1 protein-coding gene is annotated in these 321 nt (G+C 44.5%); it reads left to right on the forward strand.

All coding sequences use genetic code 11. The features are described from left to right. Positions 1 to 321: ROK family protein (locus AC3LHT_RS10360; protein WP_488662835.1), on the forward strand; the 321-nt coding region annotated here is incomplete at both ends.

Genomic DNA, 321 nt, shown 5'->3' on the forward strand with positions numbered 1-321 from the left:
TACTGAAAGTTATCGAAATTATGTTATCTAAGGCGCATGAACACGGCATTGAGCCAAATGCGATTGGCATTGGCGCCCCCGGGCCTATAGATGAAAAAGCCGGTGTTATATACTCACCAAGCGGGTTACCAGATTGGGAAAACTTCAATGTTGCACAAATAGCGCAAGACGCTTTCAATAGGAAAACTTATCTGATAAATGACGCGGATGGCGGCGCTTTAGCCGAGCGCTTTTTTGGAAATGGCAAAGAGCTGAGTTCTTTTGTGGATATTTTCTTCGATGAAGGAATTGGCTGTGGGATTGTGCTCGATGGAGAGATTT

This window comes from Kosmotoga sp., assembly GCF_982836095.1.